Annotated in this window: 19 protein-coding genes; 6 read left to right on the forward strand and 13 right to left on the reverse strand. The window is 61.5% G+C overall.

The window, feature by feature from the left end; translation table 11 throughout:
* Position 1: 1 nt before the first annotated feature.
* On the forward strand, positions 2 to 358 hold the full coding sequence (locus FHT75_RS17980) for a RidA family protein (protein WP_063475863.1): 357 nt from the start codon (positions 2 to 4) through the stop codon (positions 356 to 358).
* A gap of 93 nt (positions 359 to 451) precedes the next feature.
* Here the strand turns inward: FHT75_RS17980 and FHT75_RS17985 are convergent, their stop codons facing one another.
* The 11 genes from FHT75_RS17985 to FHT75_RS18035 form a co-directional block, all read right to left on the reverse strand.
* Positions 452 to 1906, reverse strand: coding sequence for an NAD-dependent succinate-semialdehyde dehydrogenase (locus FHT75_RS17985; RefSeq protein WP_183845093.1), 1455 nt, complete (start codon positions 1904 to 1906; stop codon positions 452 to 454).
* A 10-nt stretch (positions 1907 to 1916) separates the two neighbouring features.
* Positions 1917 to 2996, reverse strand: coding sequence for an ABC transporter ATP-binding protein (locus FHT75_RS17990; protein WP_047612341.1), 1080 nt, complete (start codon positions 2994 to 2996; stop codon positions 1917 to 1919).
* Positions 2993 to 3793 carry an ABC transporter permease gene (locus FHT75_RS17995; RefSeq protein WP_047612339.1) on the reverse strand — a complete coding sequence of 267 codons (801 nt, stop codon included), beginning with the start codon at positions 3791 to 3793 and terminating at the stop codon, positions 2993 to 2995. Before FHT75_RS17995 ends, FHT75_RS17990 begins: the two co-directional genes overlap by 4 nt.
* A gap of 1 nt (position 3794) precedes the next feature.
* A complete protein-coding gene (locus FHT75_RS18000) occupies positions 3795 to 4667 on the reverse strand; it encodes an ABC transporter permease (RefSeq protein WP_097542509.1) in 873 nt (290 codons plus the stop codon).
* A gap of 113 nt (positions 4668 to 4780) precedes the next feature.
* Entirely contained in the window at positions 4781 to 5791 is a 1011-nt protein-coding gene (locus FHT75_RS18005; RefSeq protein WP_097622473.1) for an ABC transporter substrate-binding protein, read from the reverse strand.
* A gap of 48 nt (positions 5792 to 5839) precedes the next feature.
* Entirely contained in the window at positions 5840 to 6163 is a 324-nt protein-coding gene (locus FHT75_RS18010) for an NIPSNAP family protein (protein WP_183845094.1), read from the reverse strand.
* A 5-nt stretch (positions 6164 to 6168) separates the two neighbouring features.
* Complete coding sequence (locus FHT75_RS18015) at positions 6169 to 7632, reverse strand: aldehyde dehydrogenase (RefSeq protein WP_183845095.1); 1464 nt, start codon at positions 7630 to 7632, stop codon at positions 6169 to 6171.
* A 4-nt stretch (positions 7633 to 7636) separates the two neighbouring features.
* Positions 7637 to 8677, reverse strand: a complete 1041-nt coding sequence (locus FHT75_RS18020) for an LLM class flavin-dependent oxidoreductase (RefSeq protein WP_183845096.1) — start codon at positions 8675 to 8677, stop codon at positions 7637 to 7639.
* Positions 8674 to 9609, reverse strand: a complete 936-nt coding sequence (locus tag FHT75_RS18025; protein ID WP_097542513.1) for a flavin reductase family protein — start codon at positions 9607 to 9609, stop codon at positions 8674 to 8676. Before FHT75_RS18025 ends, FHT75_RS18020 begins: the two co-directional genes overlap by 4 nt.
* Entirely contained in the window at positions 9606 to 10451 is an 846-nt protein-coding gene (locus FHT75_RS18030) for an alpha/beta fold hydrolase (RefSeq protein WP_183845097.1), read from the reverse strand. Before FHT75_RS18030 ends, FHT75_RS18025 begins: the two co-directional genes overlap by 4 nt.
* 14 nt (positions 10452 to 10465) lie before the next feature.
* Positions 10466 to 11068: an amino acid synthesis family protein gene (locus FHT75_RS18035; RefSeq protein WP_028759123.1), complete on the reverse strand. Its 603-nt coding sequence runs from the start codon at positions 11066 to 11068 to the stop codon at positions 10466 to 10468.
* Positions 11069 to 11582: 514 nt separating this feature from the next.
* On the opposite strand from FHT75_RS18035, the gene FHT75_RS18040 reads away from it, so the two are divergent.
* Positions 11583 to 11765 carry a hypothetical protein gene (locus tag FHT75_RS18040; RefSeq protein WP_125853765.1) on the forward strand — a complete coding sequence of 61 codons (183 nt, stop codon included), beginning with the start codon at positions 11583 to 11585 and terminating at the stop codon, positions 11763 to 11765.
* A 278-nt stretch (positions 11766 to 12043) separates the two neighbouring features.
* The gene (locus FHT75_RS18045) at positions 12044 to 12361 is read left to right on the forward strand and encodes a hypothetical protein (protein WP_049816567.1); all 318 of its coding nucleotides are present in this window, start codon (positions 12044 to 12046) and stop codon (positions 12359 to 12361) included.
* A 47-nt stretch (positions 12362 to 12408) separates the two neighbouring features.
* On the opposite strand, the gene FHT75_RS18050 is transcribed toward FHT75_RS18045, so the two are convergent.
* Both FHT75_RS18050 and FHT75_RS18055 read right to left on the reverse strand, forming a co-directional pair.
* Positions 12409 to 13101: a GntR family transcriptional regulator gene (locus FHT75_RS18050; RefSeq protein ID WP_028756780.1), complete on the reverse strand. Its 693-nt coding sequence runs from the start codon at positions 13099 to 13101 to the stop codon at positions 12409 to 12411.
* A 140-nt stretch (positions 13102 to 13241) separates the two neighbouring features.
* A complete protein-coding gene (locus FHT75_RS18055) occupies positions 13242 to 14597 on the reverse strand; it encodes an FAD/NAD(P)-binding protein (RefSeq protein WP_246712945.1) in 1356 nt (451 codons plus the stop codon).
* 223 nt (positions 14598 to 14820) lie between these two features.
* Here FHT75_RS18055 and tauA point away from each other — a divergent pair, with 223 nt between their 5' ends.
* From tauA to FHT75_RS18070, 3 genes are read left to right on the forward strand one after another with little or no spacing between them, the layout of a single operon-like run.
* Positions 14821 to 15834 carry a taurine ABC transporter substrate-binding protein gene (tauA, locus tag FHT75_RS18060; RefSeq protein ID WP_183845099.1) on the forward strand — a complete coding sequence of 338 codons (1014 nt, stop codon included), beginning with the start codon at positions 14821 to 14823 and terminating at the stop codon, positions 15832 to 15834.
* Between the two features lie 56 nt (positions 15835 to 15890).
* Positions 15891 to 16679, forward strand: coding sequence for a taurine ABC transporter ATP-binding protein (locus FHT75_RS18065; RefSeq protein WP_047614701.1), 789 nt, complete (start codon positions 15891 to 15893; stop codon positions 16677 to 16679).
* Positions 16676 to 17530, forward strand: coding sequence for an ABC transporter permease subunit (locus tag FHT75_RS18070; protein ID WP_047612316.1), 855 nt, complete (start codon positions 16676 to 16678; stop codon positions 17528 to 17530). Before FHT75_RS18065 ends, FHT75_RS18070 begins: the two co-directional genes overlap by 4 nt.
* The last annotated feature ends 42 nt before the right edge of the window (positions 17531 to 17572 follow it).

Below are 17572 nucleotides of genomic sequence, written 5' to 3' on the forward strand. Positions count from 1 at the left end.
CATGCAGATCGAACGCTACGAAACCGGAAAGCGGATGAGCCAGGCCGTGACCTATGGCGGCTTCGTCTTCCTCGCAGGCCAAGTCGCCATCGACGCACCAGGCACGTCCGTCCGCGAGCAGACCACCAACATCCTGGCGCGGATCGCGCGGCTTCTGGAAAGCGTGGGCAGCAATCCGACGCGGATCCTCAGCGCAACCATCTGGCTTGCTGATATCTCCGAGTTCGAAGAGATGAACATCGTCTGGGACGCCTGGATGCCCCCAGGTCATGCGCCGGCGCGCGCGACGGTGGAAGCGAGGCTCGCCGGGCCGGAATTCGCCGTGGAGATCGGCATTATCGCAGCGACTGGCAATTGACGGTCCGTGCCTCGACCCAGCCGTCACATCCGCGAGCGGCTCCGATGTGACATACAGTCGATGCTGACGAGAGGCATTCTGGTCCCGGCCAATTTAGGCAATGCCACCGAGGCATACGTATTTAAGCTCGGTATATTCATCCAACCCGTGCCTTGACCCTTCGCGGCCGAGGCCCGACATCTTCACGCCGCCGAACGGCGCTTCGGCGGTGGAGACGAGACCGGTATTGACGCCGACCATGCCATATTCGAGCGCTTCGGCGACGCGAAATACCCGCGACAGATCGCGCGCGTAAAAATAGGAGGCCAGTCCGAACTCGGTGTCATTTGCCTGTTCGATGACGTCCTCTTCGTCGCGGAAACGAAACAGCGGTGCAAGCGGCCCGAAGGTTTCCTCGCGGGCGACCTGCATGCCGGCAGCGACATCGCGCAGGATCGTCGGCTCGAAGAAATGGCCGCCGAGCGCGTGGCGCTTGCCGCCTAAGACGATCCCGGCACCCTTTGCAACGGCGTCGCTGATATGGCTTTCGACCTTGGCAACGGCATTGTCGTCGATCAGCGGGCCGAGCACGACGTCGCGCTCGAGACCATTGCCGACCTTCAAGCCCGAAACCGCCTTGGCAAGCTTGGCGGCAAAGGCCTCATAGACGCCGTCCTGAACATAGAGCCGGTTGGCGCAGACACATGTCTGGCCGTTGTTGCGGAACTTGGCGATGAGCGCGCCTTCGACGGCAGCGTCGAGATCGGCATCGTCGAAGACGATGAAGGGGGCATTGCCGCCAAGCTCGAGGCCGAGCTTTTTGATCGTCGGCGCGCATTGCCGGTAAAGCAGTTCGCCCGTCCGGGTGGAGCCGGTGAATGTCAGCACTCTGATGTCACGGCTTGATGTCAGCGCACCGCCAATGGCGGCTGCGTCACCGGTCACGATGTTGAGCAGCCCCGGCGGCAGGCCGGCACGCTCCGCAAGAACCGCGATTGCGATGGCGGAGAATGGCGTCTGCAGCGCCGGCTTGAGGACGACGGCACAGCCGGCGGCAAGCGCGGGACCGATCTTGCGGGTGATCATCGCGTTCGGAAAATTCCAGGGCGTGATCGCCGCCACCACGCCCGCGGGCTGGCGCAGCACCAGGATCCGCTTGTCCGGCTGATGCCCTGGGATGGTCTCGCCGTTGATGCGCCTCGCCTCTTCGGCGAACCATTCGATGAAGCTCGCACCATAGGTGATTTCGCCCTTGGCCTCGGCCAGGGGTTTTCCCTGCTCCAGCGTCAGGATCATCGCCAGATCGTCGCGGTTTTCGATCATCAGGCGGTGCCATGCCTTGAGAACGTTGGCGCGCTCCCCGGCGGTCTTCTTCGCCCAAAGCTTCTGGGCAATGACGGCGGCGCGGATCGCGTCTTCCGTTTCCGCCGCACCAAGGTCTGGGACCAACCCCAGCGTCTCGCCCGTCGCCGGATTGCGGACCGTCGCCGCCTTGCGGCCTTCGGCTTCGATCCAGCGATCGGCGATGGGGCATGCCTGGCGGAACAGCGAGGGATCATTGAGCTTCATAGGACAACTTTCAACAGAATACGTGAGCGGCGCCGGGATCGAAATCCAGATGGACTATATCTCCACGGCTGAGCCCGGCAATAGCCTCATGACCGAACGGCAAGCGGACCGAAAGCGCCTCGCCTGCCGCCGTCTCTGTCGAGACGTGGATATTGTTGCCCAGAAAGGTAATGTCGCTGACCGTCGCGGCAAGACCCGCGCCGGCCGCCCGGGCGCGCGACAATCGAATGCGCTCGGGCCTCAGCATCAGAGCTGCCCTTGCACCGGAGGTCCCTTTGCCATGCACCGGAATTTGATTGAAGATGGTCCCGCCGCCCAGGGTAATGGTGGCTTGTCCGTCGGAAGATGACACCAGGTCGCACGAAATGAAGTCGCTGTCGCCGATGAATTCGGCAACGAAGCGGGTCTTCGGATTGGCATAGAGTTCGGGGCCGGTCCCGATCTGGTCGATGACGCCCTTGGAAAAGACGGCGATGCGGTCGGAGAGCCGCAGCGCCTCCTCCTGGTCGTGCGTGACATAGAGGATCGTCACTTCGGTCTGCTGGTGGATGCGGCGGATCTCATGCTGGATTTCCTCGCGCAGCTTCTTGTCGAGCGCCGACAGCGGCTCGTCCATCAGAAGCACCGGCGGATCATAGGCGAGGGCTCTGGCAAGAGCGACGCGCTGCTGCTGGCCGCCGGACATTTGCGCGGGCTTGCGATCCTCGAAGCCTTCGAGCCGAACGAGGCGCAGCATCTCCTTCACCTTGCTGTCGACCTCGGCCTTGGACTTGCGCCGGACCTTCAGCGGGAAGGCGATGTTTTCCCCCACCGTCAGATGCGGAAACAGGGTGTAGCGCTGGAACACCATGCCGATGTTGCGCTTGTGCGAGGGCGTGGCCAGCAGGGTCTTGCCCTCCAGCGTGATGTCGCCTTTCGTCGGATTTTCAAAGCCGGCCAAGATGTAGAGGGTCGTGCTCTTGCCGGATCCGGACGGTCCGAGAAAGGTGAGGAACTCCCCGCGCCGGACGTCGAGATTGACGTCGTGCACGGCGACGACAGGGCCGTATTCCTTGCGTATTCCGCGGATCTGAAGGAATGGTTCTTTCATTGTTTCAGTACCTTACGCACGACGGCAACAAGCGCCATCAAGATGATCGTCAAAAGGATGAGAAGGGTCGACGCGGCGGCGACTACAGGCGTCAGATCTTGCCGCAGCGTCGCCCATACCTTCACCGGCAGCGTCTGCAGGGTCGGACTGGACATGAAGATCGCCACCACCACCTCATCCCAGGATGTCAGGAACGAGAAGACGGCAGCCGAAAACAACCCATGGCTGATCGCGGGCAGGGTGACCCTGATCTTTGCTTCCAGAGGCGAGGCGCCGCAGAGAACCGCCGCATCCTCGATCGACTTGTCGAAGCCCTCCAGCGCACTTGATATGGAGAGGATCGAGAAGGGCAGCGCCAGAACGAGGTGCGAAATGACGAAGCCCGCCAAGGTGCCGCCCAGGCCGATCCTCAGAAAGAAGGCATAGAGGGCAACCGCAAGGACCACGACGGGAAGGATCATCGGCGTCAGGAACAGTGCTTTCAGCGCGTCGCGGAACAGGAACGAACCGCGCACCAGCCCGAAGGAGGTCACAAGCCCGAGCAGCACCGACAGGATGGTGACGATCACCGCGATCTTGAAGCTCGTCAAAGCGGATTCCAGCCAGCGCGGATCGGCAAAGAGCTCGCCGTACCATTGAAATGTCCAGCCGGGCGGCGGGAAGATCAGCCACTGGGAGGAGCCGAAGGAGAGCGCCGCGATAAAGACGATCGGCAGCAGCAGGAAGGCCGCGGTCAGAAGCGTTATCGTCAGCAGGATATATTTCCACCAGCCGAGGCGGTCGAAATTGAGCAGCATGTCAGCGCCCTCCCGGGTTCTGGTTGCCGAAGAAGCGCAGTTGCACGGCATAAAGCGACAGGGTCACCACGAGGAGAACCAGCGCCGCAGCACCGCCCATGCCCCAGTTGACCAGTGACTGCACGAATTGCGCGATCAGTTCCGCGAGCATCATGTTGGCGGTGCCGCCAAGAAGCGACGGCGTGACGAAATAACCAAGCGACATGACGAAGACCATGAGGGCGCCGGCCGCCATGCCGGGCATCGCCAGGGGCAGCAGGACACGGGTCAGGCATTGCCACCGGTTGGCGCCGCAAAGGGCGGCCGCCTGCAGGGTCGACGGATCGATCTTCTTGATCACGCCGTAGAGCGGCAGGATGACGAAGGGCAGCATGATATAGGTCATGCCGATCGTGACGCCGGTCAGGTTGTTGACGAGTGCCAGGGGCTTGTCGATCAGGCCCATTCCGATCAGCATCTTGTTGATGAGGCCCGTCCGCTGCAAAAGCACCATCCAGGCATAGGTGCGGGCCAGCAGGTTGGTCCACATCGACAGGAGCAGGATGGCAAAGATCACCGACGCCAGGCGCCCGGGCATGATGGCCAGCGCCCAGGCCACCGGGAATCCGATCAGCAGCGAGATCACCGTGACCAGACCCGAGACGATGAAGGTGTTGGCGAAAATCTTGAGATAGGTCGCGGAGCCGATCAGCTGCGCATAGTTTCCAAGGCCCGGCACGGGTTCCAGCACGCTTCGCAACAGGAGCACCGCCACCGGTGCGATGAAAAAGATCCCCACAAAGGCGAGCGCCGGAACGACCCCGCTAAAACCTGTTGGCCTGCGCACCTTTGGCAGGGGCGCTATTGCAGCTGAGGCATCGCTATACGTCGACATGACAGTCCTTCCCACCCGTCAGTTTCCACAGGCGCCGAGGCCTGACAAACGGGCACTGACGCTGCGGGAGGCACGGCGAACATTCGCCGTGCCCGTTCATCTCATCTTCCAGGCTATTTCGCCTGCCAAGCGTACCACTTCTCGCCGATGGCATCGCGGTTCTCAGCCCAGTAGTTCATATCGGCATTCACCTGGCTTGCCGTCTGCTGGTCCGGCAGGGTCTTGGCCGTCTCCGGATCCATCAGCTTGGCCGAGTCGACGTTGATCGGCGCATATCCGGTGGCCTTTGCCAGGGCGGCCTGCGGTTCGGCCGAGGTCGCCAGTGCAATGAACTTCATCGCGGCTTCGACATTCGGCGAACCCTTCGGCACGACGAGCGCATCCGCAGCGGTGATGTTCTGTTCCCAGGACGTCTCAACCTTGATGCCGGTCGCAGCAAGTGCGGTCATGCGGCCATTCCAGACACTGCCGAAGGGAGCCTCGGCGGATGCCAGAAGCTGCTGCGACTGCGCGCCGCCCGACCACCAGATGATATCGGATTTGATCGTATCGAGCTTCTTGAAGGCACGATCGAGATCAAGCGGATAAAGCTTGTCGGCAGGCACGCCGTCGGCAAGCAGCGCAGCTTCGATTACACCGGGAGCCGACCACTTGTAGAATGTACGCTTGCCCGGAAACTTGGCCGTGTCGAACAGATCGGCCCATGTCTTCGGGCAGGCGCTGACGGCATCGGCATTGCAGCCGATCACGAAGGAATAATAGAAGCTGCCGACAGAATAGTCGGTGACGAAGCGCGGATCGAGCTTGGATTTATCGATGACGGAGAAATCGAGCTTCTCAAGCTGGCCGTTCTTGCCGGCCTGGGCGGCATAGTCACCTTCGACGTCGACGACGTCCCAGGTGACCTCACCGGCCTCGACCATCGCCTTGAGCTTGCCGTAGTCGGTCGGTCCATCCTGCACGACGGTGATGCCGGTCTTCTCGGTGAACGGGCTTGCCCATGCCGCCTTCTGCGCGTCCTGGGTCGTTCCTCCCCAGCTCGAGAAGACCATGTTGTCGGCGTGTGCCGGTGCAGACACAGCCACGAATGCGGCAACCGCCGCGAAAGCAAATGTTGTTTTCATGTTCCCTTATCCTTGTTCTGGTTTGTCCTACGGGTATGCCTTATGCCGTCAGTGCGCCTCGCTCCTGGGAGAAAAGTTAGCTGGCTTCATAATCTTGTTTTCCGCCACTTCGATCAGATCGCGGATCTTGGGCAGGAAGGCCTGCCACCGGGGATCGGCCATAAGCCTCTGGCGCCGCGCCTCCCGGTCGTCCAGGCTGGTAAAGGCCCAGATGTGGACGATCTCGTTGATCGTCCCGATTTCCGAAAAGAAGTAACCGACGAGTGTGCCGAGATGGCCCTTCTGGATCTCGATCCCCTCTTCCTCGACGACCTTGAGATATTGCGGGATCGTGCCGTTCTTCAGCCGATAGGTCCGGATTTCGTAAAACATCGGCGCTACCTCATCACGAATGGATCGGGGATTGGATCGTCCGATGTCCTGAGCCAGATCGTCTTGGTGCGGGTATAATCGAGCACTGCGGCCATGCCGCCTTCCCTGCCATGGCCCGACAGGCCGAAACCGCCGAACGGCGCGATCGGCGATACGGCGCGGTAGGTGTTGACCCAGACGATCCCGGCGCGGATCCCCTTCATCAGTCGGTGCGCCCGGGTGAGATTCTGGGTGAAGACGCCGGAGGCCAGCCCATAACGGGTATCGTTGGCAAGGCGCAGCGCCTCGGCCTCGGTCTCGAACGACACGACGGACAAGACCGGCCCGAAGAATTCCTCGATCAGCGAGGGCGAGGCGACATCGTCGCAGTCGAGGATCGTCGGCGGGAAATAATAGCCTGCACCGTCGATCTTGCTGCCGCCGGTGACGAGGCGGGCGCCGCTTTCGATCGAGCTGGCGACGAGGGCGCCGATATGGTCCTGTTGGCGCTTGGTGGCAAGCGGGCCGACTTCGGTCGCCATATCGAGCGGCGCGCCGATCCGGATCGCCTCCGCCTTCTCGCGCAACAGGGCGACGAACTTGTCTTTGACGCTGCGTTCGATGATGAGGCGCGATCCGGCAACGCAGCTCTGCCCCGTCGCCGCGAAGATGCCCGCGACCTGGGCGTTGGCGGCGCTTTCGAGATCCGCATCGGCAAAGACGATGAAGGGTGACTTGCCGCCAAGTTCAAGCGAGGTGGAAGCGAGGTTTTCGGCCGAGTTGCGAACGACGTGCCGGGCGGTTTCAGGACCGCCGGTGAAGGCGACATGCGCGACCTTCGGGTGCCGCCCGAGAGCCGCACCACAGGAGGCGCCGAAACCGGTGATGATGTTGACGACGCCTGCGGGAAAACCCGCCTCGTGCACGAGCCGCGCAAATTCGAGAAGCGGCGCCGGCCCGTCTTCGGAGGCCTTGACCACCATGGTGCAGCCGGCCGCCAGCGCCGGGCCGATCTTGACCGCCGACAGGAAAAGCTGGCTGTTCCACGGCACGACCATCGCAACGACGCCGATCGGTTCACGGCGAAGCCAGACATCCATGTCAGGCTTGTCGATCGGCAGATAGGCGCCTTCGATCTTGTCTGATATGCCGGCATAATAGCGGTAGTATTCGGCGACATAAGCGATCTGCGCCGATGTTTCGCGGATGATCTTGCCGGTGTCGCGCGTCTCCAGCTCCGCGAGGACCTGTGCGTTGGCGGCGACCAGATCGGCCAGCCTGTAAAGCAGCTTGCCGCGTTGCGTGGCCGTCATTTTCGGCCAGGGGCCTTCGTAAAGCGCCCTGTCGGCCGCGTTGACAGCCAGATCGACATCACCTTCGCGCGCTTCGGGCATCTCAGCCCAGACCGCGCCAGAGGCGGGATCGATGCTCGGATAGCTGGCCTCGCCATCGGAGAATTCGCCGTCGATATAATGCTGGAAACGCCGCATGGTCTTACTCCTGAAATGCCGGCATGACCTCGGTGATGAAGCGTTCGAGCGACGCCTTCTTGCGCTCGAAGCTCATGCCGGTGTCGATCCAGAAGGAATATTCGTCATAGCCGAGCGCTTCATACGCCTTGAGCCTGGCGATGACGGTCTCAGCGTCGCCAACCACATTGTTGGTGCGCATGACCTGATCCGAGAGCATCTCGTTTGCTCTGATCTGTTCGTCCGGAATCCGTTCAATCAGGCCCTGGGTAACCGGCTTCTCATTCTTGAACCAGGCGAAGAAATAATTGTAGTAGACGCTGAGTTCATGGGCGGCCTGGGCGACATCGTCCTCTGACGAGCCGACATAGGTATGGCGCAGCAGCATGATCTTCGGCCGCTCGAGATCGGGATTCTTGGCGCAGGCGTCGTTGAAGCGCTCCATCAACGACTGGACCTCGTCGTCGCCCTGCCAGAGCGGCGTCACCTGAACGTTGCAGCCGTTGGCAACGGCAAATTCATGCGAGTTCGGATCGCGCGCCGCAACCCAGATGGGCGGGTTCGGCCGCTGCAGCGGCTTCGGCGCCGAGGTGGTCGAGGGAAACTTGAAGAACTCCCCGTCATGGGCGTAGTCGCCGGCCCATATGCCCTTGACCGCCGGAATAAGCTCGCGCATGCGCTGGCCGGCGCCCCAGGCATCGAGACCGGGCAGCAGACGTTCATATTCGAAGGAATAGGCCCCGCGCGCGATACCGATATCGAGCCTTCCGTCGCAGATGATGTCGGCCATGGCGGCCTCGCCGGCTAGCTTGATCGGGTGCCAGAAGGGGGCGATCACCGTCCCCGTCCCAAGCCGTGCCCGCGATGTGCGGCGCGCCAGATCGGCAATGGTCACGAACGGGTTGGGCGCAATGGTGAAATCCATGCCATGGTGCTCGCCCGTCCAGATCGCATGCATGCCGCCCTTGTCGGCAATCTCGCAGAGCGCGACGAATTCCTCATAGAGGCTTTTGTGGCTCTGGCTGGCGTCGAGCCGTTCCATATGGACGAAGAGGGAGAACTTCATGATTTTGCGCCCTTGGCTGGAATGGGATGAACGGTGCCGCCGGTCTCGTCGCCGAAATAGACGCCGAAATTGCCGATCGAGCTTTCCATCGCAAAACGGTTGACGATATCGGCGGTCGAACTGGTCTTGAACTTTGCCGCAACCAAGGCGTCAGGTTTTACGAACCTGCCGCCGGCAGGCTCGCCCTCGCCGGCAACGGCGTGATAGACGATGTGCTGCTTGCCGTCGCTCTTGCCCTCATAGACCGAATAGAGAAAGCCGATGCTGACCTTCAGCCCGGTGAGCGACTCCAGGTATGTTTGCAACGCCTCGGTCGGGTTGCCATCATAGGCGTCGACGCTTGGCAGGGAGAGCACATCCTCGCCGAGCAGCAGTACCTCTCCGCGGCGCTCGACGACGGCGGCCAGTTCGATATTGCCTTCGCTTGCCGCGGAAACCGCCTTGCTTGCCAGCGTCGGCGTGAAATAACCGCCGCGCGCATAGCCGAGACCGTTGCGGCCGCTATTGTCGAAAGCTTCGATGCGTCCCATCAAAATGACGTGGTCGCCGGCCTCGATGACCTGTTCCATGGCGCATTCGAACCAGGCCGCCACATTCGAGAATATCGGGCAGCCTGCCGATCCCCTCGCCCACTCGACCGCCGCAAACCGGTCTTCGACCGGGCGCGCAAAAGTGTTCGACACGTCTTTCTGAGTTTCCGAAAGCACGTTGATGGCAAAATGCGGCGCTCCGGTCATGATGGCGAAATTGCGCGACGTCTTGGCAAGGCAGACGAGCAGCAGAGGTGGATTGAGCGAGACCGAGGTGAAGGAGTTCGCCGTGAAGCCGATCGGATTTCCATCCCCGTCGCAGGCGGTGACGACGGTCACGCCTGTGGGAAAAGCGCCGAATGCATCTCGCAATGCCCTTGGGTCGACAGTCTGGATTGTCATCGTTCATCCTCCCCGAACGACAGCCACTCAGCGAGCAGCGAATTGACGATATCAGGCGCGGTCAGGTTCACCATGTGACGATGACCTTCGACGATACGGACGTAGCCCTGCGGCGCAAGCTCTGCCATTTGCGTCGCCATCAGGGGTGTCGAATTCGGATCATCGGACCCCGTCAGGAACAGGGCCGGACCGGCCACATCCTTCCAGCCATCGGCGTAGGTCTCGTCTCCGCCCGCAAAGGCAGCGTAAGCGACGGCATAGCCCTGGGGATCAACGAGGTTCAGCCACTTTCGTGTCAATTCACGCGCAACGATGCTGTCCGCATCATCGCCGAACCAGCGGGCCAGAGGCCCTTCCTTGTCGACGCCCGCCACCGGAATGGCCGCAGCCCGCGCCAAGACGGCAGCCTTGGCTTCAGGGTCGCGCCTGTAGACGCCATTGAGGTATGCGACACGGCTGATACGCTTGCCAAAGGTCGCTGCCGCCCCTCCCGATACCAATGCGCCCATCGAGTGCCCGGCAACATTTGCCGCGTCGATCGCCATCTCGTCGAGAAAGCGGCCGAACCAAGCGACGAATTCCTCGAGCCGACTGCCTGCCGGCAGCTTTGCGCTCTCACCGTGTCCCGGCATGTCGACGGCGATGACGCGATGGTCCGCAGACAGAAATGCGATCTGCGGAGCCCAGGCCTCGAGCCGCATGCCGACGCCGTGAATGAGAACCAGCGGCTCACCACTGCCGGCCTCGTGATAGGCCGTGCCGCTTGCCGTCTTCTTTCGGGGCAAGGCACCGGCGGCGTTCGTTGCTGCAGCGGTGCCTGTGGTCGATCCGGCTGTCAGCATCTCAAAGCGCTCCCTCAAACGCCCGCAGGATTGGCAACGTCCTGCCCCAGGTCCTTCAGATCCTGGTAGCGGTCGCCGATGCGGTGATGGGGGCGTCCGCCTATCGAAGCACCGAGGGCCACGACGATCTCGTCGGCGGCAGGCGCGTCGGGGATCGACGTCTGGATGGTCAGGTAGTGCGAGCGGCGACCCTCATCGTTCTTGTCCATCAGCGGGATCATGATCGGCGCGTTGGCAGGACCGCGTGTGTTGCAGAAGGCGAGATAGGACTTGGCGCCGACGGCCTGGCGATAAAAATTGCCGAAACGCAGCGTATGGATGAGCGCCGATCCGTGTTCGATCTCGCCGTCCAGGCCGACGACCGCGGACTTTCCATATGCTTCGACGGCCTCACCGGAGCCGACCGCATCGATGATCATCTTGGTCAGCAACTCGCCGAGCACCGGAGCGCCTGCATGGATTTCAGGCTTGAGGTCATCGACGAAGCCACGGCCCGCCCAGGGATTCTTAACGACCGCGAAGGCGGTAAACAGCTTCAGCGGAACCGCCGCGGCCTTGCCGCCCTCGATCAACGTCGTCTCGATCTGCAGTCCCGTCTTGCGAATTTGAATGGCCACCGAACACCTCATTTCTCAGTTTCGTATTATGGTATACCATAATATAAGAGTGTCAAGTTCGTTCCCGCGAAGACGCGGACTTAGACAATCCTCCCAAGATACTCATTCAAAAACAAAGACTTGTCGGCTGAACGCGATCGCCGCAGATCAGCTGCTGCCAATGTTGGCCGGCTCCGGAATCTCGACGTCGGCACGCGTGCGCATTCGACGCTCCGGAAGCACTTTCCTTCTTTCAGCCTGTGGTGAACCGCCAGAGGCCCCGCAACGGCGGCCCGCAGGCGCAACGAAGCCGGACGCCACAACCATCCCAGTTCCTATGATACCGCCTCATATATTATTTATTATGGCATACCATCACATTGAGCAAAGTTGAGTGTCAAGCGCGGAGTATGAATTGTCGTGAATTGCACGAGGTCATCATCGCGAATGCCGTCTGCATTCGGCCGGTATGTGGATTCACGTCCGTGCGGCTGCTCGCCCAACGTCCATGCTCCGCAAGGGACCTTGATACGGCTTGACTCATTTGTCTGCGGGCGCCTATCGAGCTTTGATCACTGATTTACTCGCCCGGGAAATGAGCTTGTCGCCACAAGAAAAACGCATGCGGATGATCCGTCAGGTCGTGATCTTCGGCATTGTGCTCGCCGCCTTTTTGGGCTTCGCCGCCTACCGCCTGAAGACCGGCAATTTTGGATAAATGCGCGTCCTTGCGCAGTGAATGCGTATGTTTCCCAGAAGAATTATGACCGCGGGTCGGGAGAGGGAAAAACTGTGTCGTCGATCCATCTTCTGCCGCGCGTTGCCGAAAGTGGAAATCCACATGCGTCTTGAACGTGGCGTATCGATCGAAGCGAGCTTTGCGTCGGAGAGCATCAAAGCCGGTCTGCTCGCACGCCTTGCAAGCTCGCAGGGGGTGCCTGCACTTTGACGCAAATTGCCTTGTTCGATGTGCAGAGGTTGCCGGTTTGGCACGCGATGTCGGAGGTGTTCCTCGACAGCGAATTGCAGGCAAAGGACTATCGCCGGATCGCCAAGGCGCTCGACATATCCAGATACTCCCTTGCGGAGCTCCGATCCATCCTGGAGGACGAGGTGGCCCCGGCATTTGCATCAAACCTCTGCTCCGTTGCAGGAGAATGGGCCGGTTGGCGCGAGAACGATGTCCAAACCATCATGTTCCAATCGCTGTCGCGGCGACGTTTTCGTCTTCTGTCATGGCTGAAACGGGTGATGCGTCGACGGCATATCGAGCAAGAATGGGAGAAGATCGCGCAATTCCTCGAACAGGGATGAGGCCACCCTCGCAATATGCCGCAATACCGCAGCGGCCTGCGCCTCGCCTATTCGGCCGGCTTCTTGGCGGACAGTACCGCTTCGGCGATCGCGCTCGCAGCGGCGACGTGATCCATCGCCGCCCGGTAAGCCCCCTCGCCGTCGCCGCGGCGGATGGCATCGACGATCTTCGACATCTGTGCCGGTCCTTCGATGCCGCGCCCCTCCGTCTTGATCGTCATCGAACGTAAGTGGTTTATGCGCACGGTGAGGAGGTTGACGACGCCCCAGGCAACGTGCCTGTCGACCATCGTGAACAGCGTTTGATAGAAGGAAGAGGTGTTGGTCAGCACACCCGCCATATCGTTATCGCGGTAACTGTTGCGAATCCCACTCAGGGATTCTTCCAGCGCGGCGACGATCTCGGGGCTGCGGCGCTCGGCGCATAGCCGCGCCGCCATGCCTTCGAGCGCGCCGCGGATCTCATAGATCTGTTTGGCTTCCTCGATGTCGAGCTGCGCGACGATCGGCCCCTTGTTCGGCAGATTGGCGACAAGCCCTTCCGATTCGAGATGTCTCAGAACCTCGCGCACCACCGTTCGGCTGACCCCGAGCTGGGCGCAGAGATCGCGCTCGACAAGGCGATCTCCGGGACGGAAATATCCGTTGACGATGGCCTCGCGGACCTTGTCGAGCGCCAATTCCCGCAAGGTCTTTGCAGGACGCTCGACTCTAATGGCGTCCTTCAGAGCACCGCTCATTCTGTACCTCAGTGTTGGACTGACTTCGCACGCTCAAATTCCCCAGCGGCAGCCGAATGCAAGAATCGTATTATGGCGTACCAGATACTGTAGCTGTCGGCGACCGGCAATTCAACAAGCGTCGTGCCGCCCGGAAAGGTTCAGCCTCTCGAAACGATCTCCTCGGCTACGGCCTTGGCTTGCACCCGGATATCCGGAACGGCGGTGATCTCCCAGAATTGTCCCGCCGTCAGGGCGCCGACTGCGAAGAGTCGGGCCGGCGAGATCTCGGACGGGGCTGTCACCTCGGAAGCGGCATTCACCTGGATCCCGAGACCAAGGGGATCGGGGACGATCAATTGAAACCGGCTCATCTCCTTCAGGAGCGGTGAGTGGCTGATCCCGGCGCGCTCCATTCCCGTGCAGTTGACGAGCCAGTCCGCATTGATCCCGGCGATCTGCGGCGTTGCTCTCACCCTGTAGCTGGCAAGGAGCCTGCCCTCCTGGGCTCCCAGCGATTTCAGGAAACCCGCGTGGAAACGAACGATTCCGTCCGAGACCAGCTTCTCAAACTTGTCGAACACGTCGGGCGCGACCCGATGGCGATGGATATTCCACCAGGGAAGCGCATGCCTGAGGAATCGCGACCGTTCCTTGCTGGAAAGCCGTTGCCAGAGAGCCTGCGTTGCGGGCCTCAGACCGTCCATCACGCCTCGCCAGTCGGCAACCGTCCTGCTCTTGCCCCGCAAGCTCTTCAATATCTCGCTGATCGTATCCGGAAGCGCCTCGACGTCGATCGGCAATGGCGCCGGCAATTCCCTCGCATGTCCGAGCGGTGCGAGCCCGCGCCGCGAAAGTACATCGATCCTGCCGCTATGGCCGTGGGCGCGTAGCGCCAGAACCTGATCGATCATCGTCAGACCGGATCCGAGGATGCACACCGCATCGGACGATGCGACGCGCCTTAGCCACGAAAGCCGCCACGGATTCTCGATGATCCGTGATCGCAGCGATGGCGGTACGCCATCCGGATCGACCGGAAGGCTGGCATTGCCGACACCGAGACAAAGCACCACGTTCCTGCCGGCAATCTCGTCGCCATTACCGAGATGGAAGGCCAGCGTGCTGCTGTAACGTTCCACGCATCCGGCCGCCTTGGCCTTGATGAAATCGACCCGGCAACGACCGTCCCGCTTTCGAAGCAGCCGCGCAAGTGTGTCGCGGACATAAAGACCGTAATCGCTGCGCGAGGCGAAATCGCCTGCCTGCATCAGGCGTCCATGACGTTTCAGCCAGTCGACAAAGTCGTCGGGTTCATGCGGCAGCAGGCTCATGCGGCCGGCGGGAACATTGAGGCGGTGGAGATAGAGCTCCGTTCGGTACGCCGTCCCGCGCCCGAAACCGGGATCGTCGCCGACGACGGCAACCTTCGCCGAGGCGGGAAGCTGCTCGATGAGATTGCAGGTCACGGCAATCGCTGAAAAACCGGAACCGACCACGATAACATCGTATATCAACGCATTCTCCCTGAAGCTCCGCAACGCCCGGCGAGACATTTCTCATTCACGCCTCGAGATCGCTCGCCGTGCCTTACGGATCGCACAAGCGGCAGAATCACGAAACAATTATCTCTATCGTCTATAAATATAGTTTGTTATTTCTCCCGCTAGCCCGTTCCCAACCATTACCCTTTTGCGGGTGAGATCGAGGGCCGTGCGGCCCTGAACAAAGGGGCTCAAAATGAATTTCAAGACTTTGGTTGCCGCGATCGCTATCGGCGTCGGCACGCTTGCAACGACTGTTATCGCCGAAGCGGCGGACCAGAAGGTGGTGGTCGGCTATCAAACCGATGCCTTGCCGTCTTCCGTGGCGATCGCCAATGGCGAATTTGCCAAGGAAACCGGGTATGACATCGACTTCCGCAGATTTAATTCGGGCGCCGAGATCTTTGCGGCGATTGCCTCCGGTGACGTTCAGGTCGGTTATGTCGGCTCCAGCCCGTTTGCGGCTGCAGTATCACGCGGGCTCGAGGTCAAGGCCTTTTACCTCGCCTCCATCTCGGGCATCGACGAGGCTCTCGTCGTCCGCAACGGTTCCGGCATCGAAAGCCTGAACGATCTGAAGGGCAAGAAGCTTGCTGCCGCGCCTGTTTCCACCGACCACTATCAGCTGCTGGCGCTGATCAAATCGTTGGGCCTGACCGAAAAGGACGTTCAGGTCTTCGCCATCCCTCAGCCCGAAATTGTCGCCAGCTATAACCGCGGCGATATCGACGGCGGCTTCGTCTGGGATCCGGCGCTCACCGAACTGAAGAAGAACGGGAAGGTTCTTGTCACCTCCAAGGACGTGGCGGACAAGGGTGCGCCGACATTTTCGGCCTGGGTCGCGACCTCGAAATTTGCCGCCGACAACCCGGCATTCCTGAAGGGCTTCGCGTCGGTCATCAACAAATACTACGCATCCTTCGCCTCGGACAAAGCCGCCTGGGGTCCCGACAGCGACAACGCCAAGTCGCTCGCCAAGCTTCTCGGCGGCACAGCCGACCAGCAAGCATCGGCCCTGAAGAACCTCACGCTTCTGACGCCTGAGGTTCAGGCATCGGATGCCTGGCTCGGCGGCGGCGAAAAGGCGGGTGCCGGCAAGATCCTCAAGGACACGGCATCATTCCTGAAGGAACAGGGCAAGGTCTCCGACGTGCTGGCCAATTACGGCGCGTTCGTCACCGCCGACGCGCTGGCCGGCGTCAGCAACTGATCCTCCCCGACGCCGGCACGGCTTGCCGCGCCGGCGTCTAACATGCGAGCAGGAATATGCTTAAAGTCGATCACGCCAGTGTTTTCTTCGCAGCCCGCGACGGGCGGACCGTTCACGCGCTTGATCGCGTGTCTTTCGATATTCCCGAACGGGGTTTCGTCGTCGCGCTCGGAGCGTCGGGATGCGGCAAATCAACTCTTCTCAATGCGATTGCCGGTTTCCTTCCGCTTTCGGAAGGCCGGATCACGCTCGACGGCCGCGCGGTCGAACGGCCGGGTGCCGATCGCGGCGTCGTCTTTCAGAAGGACTCGCTGCTGCCGTGGAAATCCGTCGTCGACAATGTCGCGCTCGGTTTGAAATTCGCCGGGGTCAAGCGCAAGGAGCGCGAAGCGCGCGCCCGGGAGCTGCTCAGGATCGTCGGCCTCGATGAATTCGCCGGCGCGTTTCCCTACGAGCTGTCTGGCGGCATGCGCCAGCGTGTCGGCATCGCGCGTGCTCTGGCGACAAATCCCGACATCCTGCTGATGGATGAGCCGTTCGGCGCGCTCGACAGCCTGACGCGTGAGCAGATGCAGGAACTGCTGGTTTCCATCTGGGATAAAACGGCAAAGAAGGTTTTCTTCATCACCCACTCGATCGAAGAGGCCCTGTTCCTGGGTACGCAGGTCCTAGTCATGTCGCCTCGACCGGGACGCGTCGTGGCGCGTTTCGATCTGGATTTCGTTCGCCGCTTCGCCGAAACCGGCGACGCCCGATCGATCAAGGCGTCGCCGCAATTTGCCGAGCTGCGCGAGGAGATCCGCGCCATTCTGCACAGCACCGAAGATTTAAGGAGCGCCGCATGAGCGATATAGTCCAGGCATCGCCGATTGCGGCTGGTAGTGAGGACCGCCAGGTCAAGCTGGTGAAAATGGCAAGCTTCGGAGCCGGTGAGAAGTCGACGGTGGCCATCAGCATTGCCACGGCGCTTGCCATACTGCTGCTGTGGTGGGTCGTATCCGCGCTCGGCGTCGTTCCACACCTGTTCCTGCCGCGTCCGGACGAGGTGCTGACACAGATCGGCGCCGTCTATCGCGACGGTTACGCCGGCGCGTCACTGTCCGAGCATATTTTTGCAAGCCTGTTCCGCATCGTGGTCGCAGCCCTCATCGCCATTTCCGCCGGCATTCCGCTCGGCTTGCTCATGGGACTGAACCGCTGGGCAAAAGGCGTGCTCGACGCACCGATCGAGTTCTACTGGCCGCTTCCGCCGCTCTCCTACCTGCCGCTGATGATCATCTGGCTCGGCATCGGCGAGACGTCGAAGATCACGCTGCTGGTGCTGGCGATGTTTGCGCCGATCTGCCTCTCGGCCCAGGCCGGCGTTCGTTCGCTGCCGATCGAGCGGGTCAATGCCGCGCGTTCGCTGGGCGCGAGCCGGCTGCAGCTCTTCCTGGACATCGTCCTGCCCTCCGCCCTGCCCGAGATTCTCACCGGCATCCGCATTGCGCTCGGTGTCGGCTGGGGCACACTGGTGGCGGCCGAATTGATCGCCTCCACGCGCGGAATCGGTTTCATGATCATGTCGGCTTCACAGTTCCTGGCGACCGACGTCGTCTTCGTCGGCATCGGCATCATCGCGATCTGCGCCTTCACCTTCTCGGCCGCCATCCGCTTTCTGGAGGCGTTCCTCGTGCCCTGGAAAGGCAAGCTCTGACCGAATGGCGGGATGGCGCGCCATCCAAACATCGGCTTGCGT

This window comes from Rhizobium sp. BK112 (assembly GCF_014193215.1).
GTDB classification, from domain to species: Bacteria; Pseudomonadota; Alphaproteobacteria; order Rhizobiales; family Rhizobiaceae; genus Rhizobium; species Rhizobium anhuiense.